Source organism: Promicromonospora kroppenstedtii DSM 19349 (assembly GCF_000515355.1).
GTDB lineage: Bacteria > Actinomycetota > Actinomycetes > Actinomycetales > Cellulomonadaceae > Promicromonospora > Promicromonospora kroppenstedtii.
Window position 1 is genome coordinate 14,825 of record NZ_KI911603.1, and the last position, 3,908, is coordinate 18,732.

At 70.8% G+C, this 3,908-nt stretch carries 4 protein-coding genes; 1 reads left to right on the forward strand and 3 read right to left on the reverse strand.

Features of this window, described 5'->3' with window-relative positions; all coding sequences use genetic code 11:
* Positions 1-121: 121 nt before the first annotated feature.
* The 3 genes from PROKR_RS03415 to PROKR_RS36785 all read right to left on the reverse strand — a co-directional run bounded on the left by PROKR_RS03415 (position 122) and on the right by PROKR_RS36785 (position 3,581).
* A complete protein-coding gene (locus PROKR_RS03415) occupies positions 122-1,165 on the reverse strand; it encodes a glycosyltransferase family 2 protein (RefSeq protein ID WP_245605679.1) in 1,044 nt (347 codons plus the stop codon).
* Between the two features lie 223 nt (positions 1,166-1,388).
* Positions 1,389-2,282, reverse strand: coding sequence for an N-acetylneuraminate synthase family protein (locus PROKR_RS36780; protein WP_036959513.1), 894 nt, complete (start codon positions 2,280-2,282; stop codon positions 1,389-1,391).
* A gap of 57 nt (positions 2,283-2,339) precedes the next feature.
* Complete coding sequence (locus tag PROKR_RS36785) at positions 2,340-3,581, reverse strand: acylneuraminate cytidylyltransferase (protein ID WP_036959514.1); 1,242 nt, start codon at positions 3,579-3,581, stop codon at positions 2,340-2,342.
* A 142-nt stretch (positions 3,582-3,723) separates the two neighbouring features.
* Here PROKR_RS36785 and PROKR_RS36790 point away from each other — a divergent pair.
* A partial coding sequence (locus PROKR_RS36790) for a hypothetical protein (protein WP_036959515.1) occupies positions 3,724-3,908 on the forward strand: 185 nt, incomplete at its 3' end.

Genomic DNA, 3,908 nt, shown 5'->3' on the forward strand with positions numbered 1-3,908 from the left:
TCGTCGCACGACGCCGTCTGCACGCCTGAGAAGATCCCGCTCGAGCACCGAGGCGCCCACCCCGCACAGGGTGGGCGCCTCGGTGGTCCCCGGCGTCAGGAGCCGGGCGCCAGGTCTGATGTCAGACGCCGTCGTCCGTGCGGACGCGCTCGGTCAGGCCCCGCAGGAACCCGGCCCCCCATGCCATGTGCATGGTCATCAGGGTGACCGGCAGCACGAGGGCCGAGCGGACGTCGAGCCGCGGCTTGCGCGTCGCGGCGTGCGCCGCGGCGGCGACCACGCCGAGCGCGTACGTGACGGGCGCGACGAGGCCGAGCACCAGGAGCGGCGTCAGGCCCGTGATCGCCCCGGCCACGACCAGCAGGATCGAGAGGCCGATCGCGACGACGGCCGTCGGCGGGGCCAGGTAGCGCAGGTTGGCGGTGCCGGGGTTGCGGCGCACCACCTCGCGCCGCCACATGCCGGTGCGCCAGAACTGCGTGGCGACGGCGCCCAGCGTGCGGCGCGGCTTGTACTCGACCACGAGCGAGGGGTCGAACCACAGCAGGCTGCCGCTGTTGCGCAGGCGCAGGCACAGCTCCCAGTCCTGGGCCCGCACGTACACGGGCGAGTAGCCACCCACGCGCTCCAGGGCCTCGCGACGGAACGTGCCCAGGTAGACGGTCTCGGCGGGCCCGGCGCTGCCGCCCGTGTGGAACGACGCGGCGCCCAGCCCGGCCGGGTGGCTCATGGCGCGCGCCACGGCCTTCTGGACGGGGGTGTCGCCCACGGGGAGCATCTGCCCGCCGACGCCGTCCGCGCCCGCGGCCTGGAGGGCCTCCACCGCGCGGCGCACGTACGTGGGCTCGGCCACGGTGTGGCCGTCCACGCGCACGAAGATCGAGTGCCCGTCGGGCATGCGCTCCAGGCCCGCGTTCAGGCCGAGCGGCTTGGAGCCCGTCGGGTTGTCCACCACGGTGACGCGACCTGTCTCGACCGCCAGCTTGTCGGCGATCTCCCGGGTCCGGTCCTTGGAGGGTCCCACCGCGAGCACCATGTGCAGGGGGTGGGGGTAGTCCTGGTTCAGGATGGAGCGCACCATCGCCTCGAGGTAGGGCTCCTCGTCACGTACGACGGCCACCACCGTCACCAACGGCATGCTCGCCGCCTCTACCCGCTCGGGCACGAGGCCTCCTCTCGTCGACGCGATGGCCGGGCCGCTGTGGCCCACAGTCTTGTGTTCTGACAGATCCGGGAACATCAGAGGCGGGTACCGCATGTGCGGCACCCGCCTCCGACGATGTACTTCACGGGCTCAGGGCCTAGTGGCCACCGGGTCCGCTTGGTGCCTCGGCTCAGGCGATGTGCGCCCGAGCATAGGGCCTCCGCCTGGGTTCAGGCGCCAGGTGTCAGGCGTCGACGCGACGCAGACGCGACATCGGCGAGAACTCGCCGGGCATGACGCGCTTCTGGCCGTCACCGAGAGCCTTCTCGAGGATGCGGATGTCGCGCACCAGGTTCTCCAGCCCCTTGGGCTCGAGCGAGGAGGCGTGGTCCGAGCCCCACATGGCGCGGTCGAGCGTGATGTGCCGCTCCACGGCGACGGCGCCCAGCGCCACGGCCGCGAGCGAGATCTGCAGGCCGGTCTCGTGGCCCGAGTAGCCGACGGGCACGCCGTAGCGCTCCTGCAGCGTCGTGATGGTGCGCAGGTTCGCCTCCTCGGGGGGGAGCGGGTAGGTCGACGTGGCGTGCAGGATCACGAGCTTGCTCGTGTCCAGGATCTCCACGGCCGCGTCGATCTGCTCCAGCGTCGACATACCGGTCGAGAGGATGATCGGCTTGCCGGTGGCGGCGAGCGCACGGAGCATCTCGTGGTCCGTCACGGAGGCGGAGGCGACCTTGTGGGTCGGCACGCCCATCTTCTCCAGGAAGTCCACCGAGGGGGCGTCCCACGGAGAGGCGAACCACTGGACGCCCTTCTCCTTGGCGTACGCGTCGATCTCCGTGTACTCGGGCTCCTCGAACTCAACCTTGTACTTGTACTCGAGGTACGTCATCTCGCCCCAGGGCGTCTGACGGATCTTGTCACGCTGGTCCTTCGGCGTGCTGATCTCCGGAGTGCGCTTCTGGAACTTCACGGCCTGGCATCCGGCCTCGACCGCGACATCGATCAGCTTCTTGGCGATCTCGACGTCACCGTTGTGGTTGATGCCGATCTCACCGATCACGTACACGGGCTGGTCGGCGCCGACCTGCAGGTCGCCGATAGTGACCGGCGCGGGCTGCGCGTTCGTCGCGCTCATAAGAAGGTCCTTCCGAAAGGGTCTAGCACAGGGTAGTGCTGTTACGTGTCGTCGGGACTAACCGGCGACGACGGGGGCCTGGGCAGCTGCCGTACTGGAGGTGACTTCACCCGGACGCGCAGCGAGTATACGGTCACAGATCTCACGAACCGCACCGTTCCCGCCCTCGCGGGCCAGTACGAGCCTGGCCTGCGCCTTGACCTCGGGACGGGCGTCGGCGACCGCGACGGGCCACCCGACGACGGCCATCGCGGCGAGGTCGTTCACGTCGTTGCCGACGTACGCGACCCGTGCGGGGTCGAGGTCGTGCTCGGCCATCCAGGCCCGCAGCGCGCGGGCCTTGTCCTCGACACCGTGCATGACCTGCACCTTCAGCTTGTCGGCACGCGAGGCGACCACCTTGTTGGTCTCGGTCGACAGGATGAGGAAGGGCAGGCCGGTCTTCCGCAGGCGGGACACTCCCATGCCGTCGCCGCGGCTCACGCGCACCTGCTCGGTGCCGTCCTGGTCGACGTAGGCGTGGTCGTCGGTGTGCACGCCGTCGAAGTCGGTGACCAGCGCGTCCACGTCGAGCGGCTGCGGCGCCGCGTCGCTCTCCTGGTCCACGAGCTGGCGGGCGAGCCACAGGTCGCGCGGCTCGTCGATCTCGATGGCCCACTCCGAGGCGACCGGCTGGATGCCGACGTCGCCGAAGAAGCGCGTACTGCCTGCACGGAACCCGTCGGTCCTCATCACATAGAAGGCACCGGTCTCGCGGAAGTGCGGCGCCCGCTCCTGGCGGCGCGGCCGGTACTCGGTGGTGTGTCCCACAGGGCTCGCGACGCCGTCGTCGATGCGCCACTGGAAGTCGTGGGTCTCGGAGACCGCGACCACCACGTCCTTCTCGCCGGCCGTGACGCGGCGGATCGCCGTGTCCAGGTCCTCGGGGTCGATGAACGGCGAGGTGCACTGCACCAGCACGGTCACGGGCGGGATCTCCTGGGCGGGCAGGCCGCCGTCGCCGGCCTCCACGCGGTCCAGCACGTGCAGCAGCGCCGACTCGGAGGAGGCCGTGCCGCCGGCGATCTCCGCGGGGCGCGCCACGACGCGCGCTCCGTGCAGGCGGGCCTCGGCAGCGATCTCGTCGTGGTCGGTCGAGACGATGACCTCGGCCACCGACGGGGCCGCGAGCGACGCCTGGACGGCACGCCCGACGAGCGTGATCCCGTCCACCCGCGCGAGGTTCTTCAGGGGTACGCCCTGCGAGCCGCCACGAGCAGGGATGATGACGATCGCTGAGGGGGTTGTCTGGTCGGGCATGGCCTAATCTCTGGAGGTAGGGACGGGAGTCGGAACGACCCTATCGAACGAGGTGCCCTGCCTTCGGCGCAGCTCTTCGTACCGGAGAGGACCTCAGCTACTTTAGCGTCCAGCCCACCAGCCCACCGCAGCGGAGCAGCGAATGACGCCAGACTCGATACGGAGGGCGCTGGTCCGACGCGGTTCCGGCCTCGCGGCCACGGTCGTGAACGGGACCAGCAGGCTGGTCGGCACCCGGGCGGAGGCCCTGGAGCGCGCGGACGCCAACCAGGCGTTCCTCCGGGCCGTGGAGCGCCCCGGCGCCGCGGTCGGGCCCGGGACCCGCCG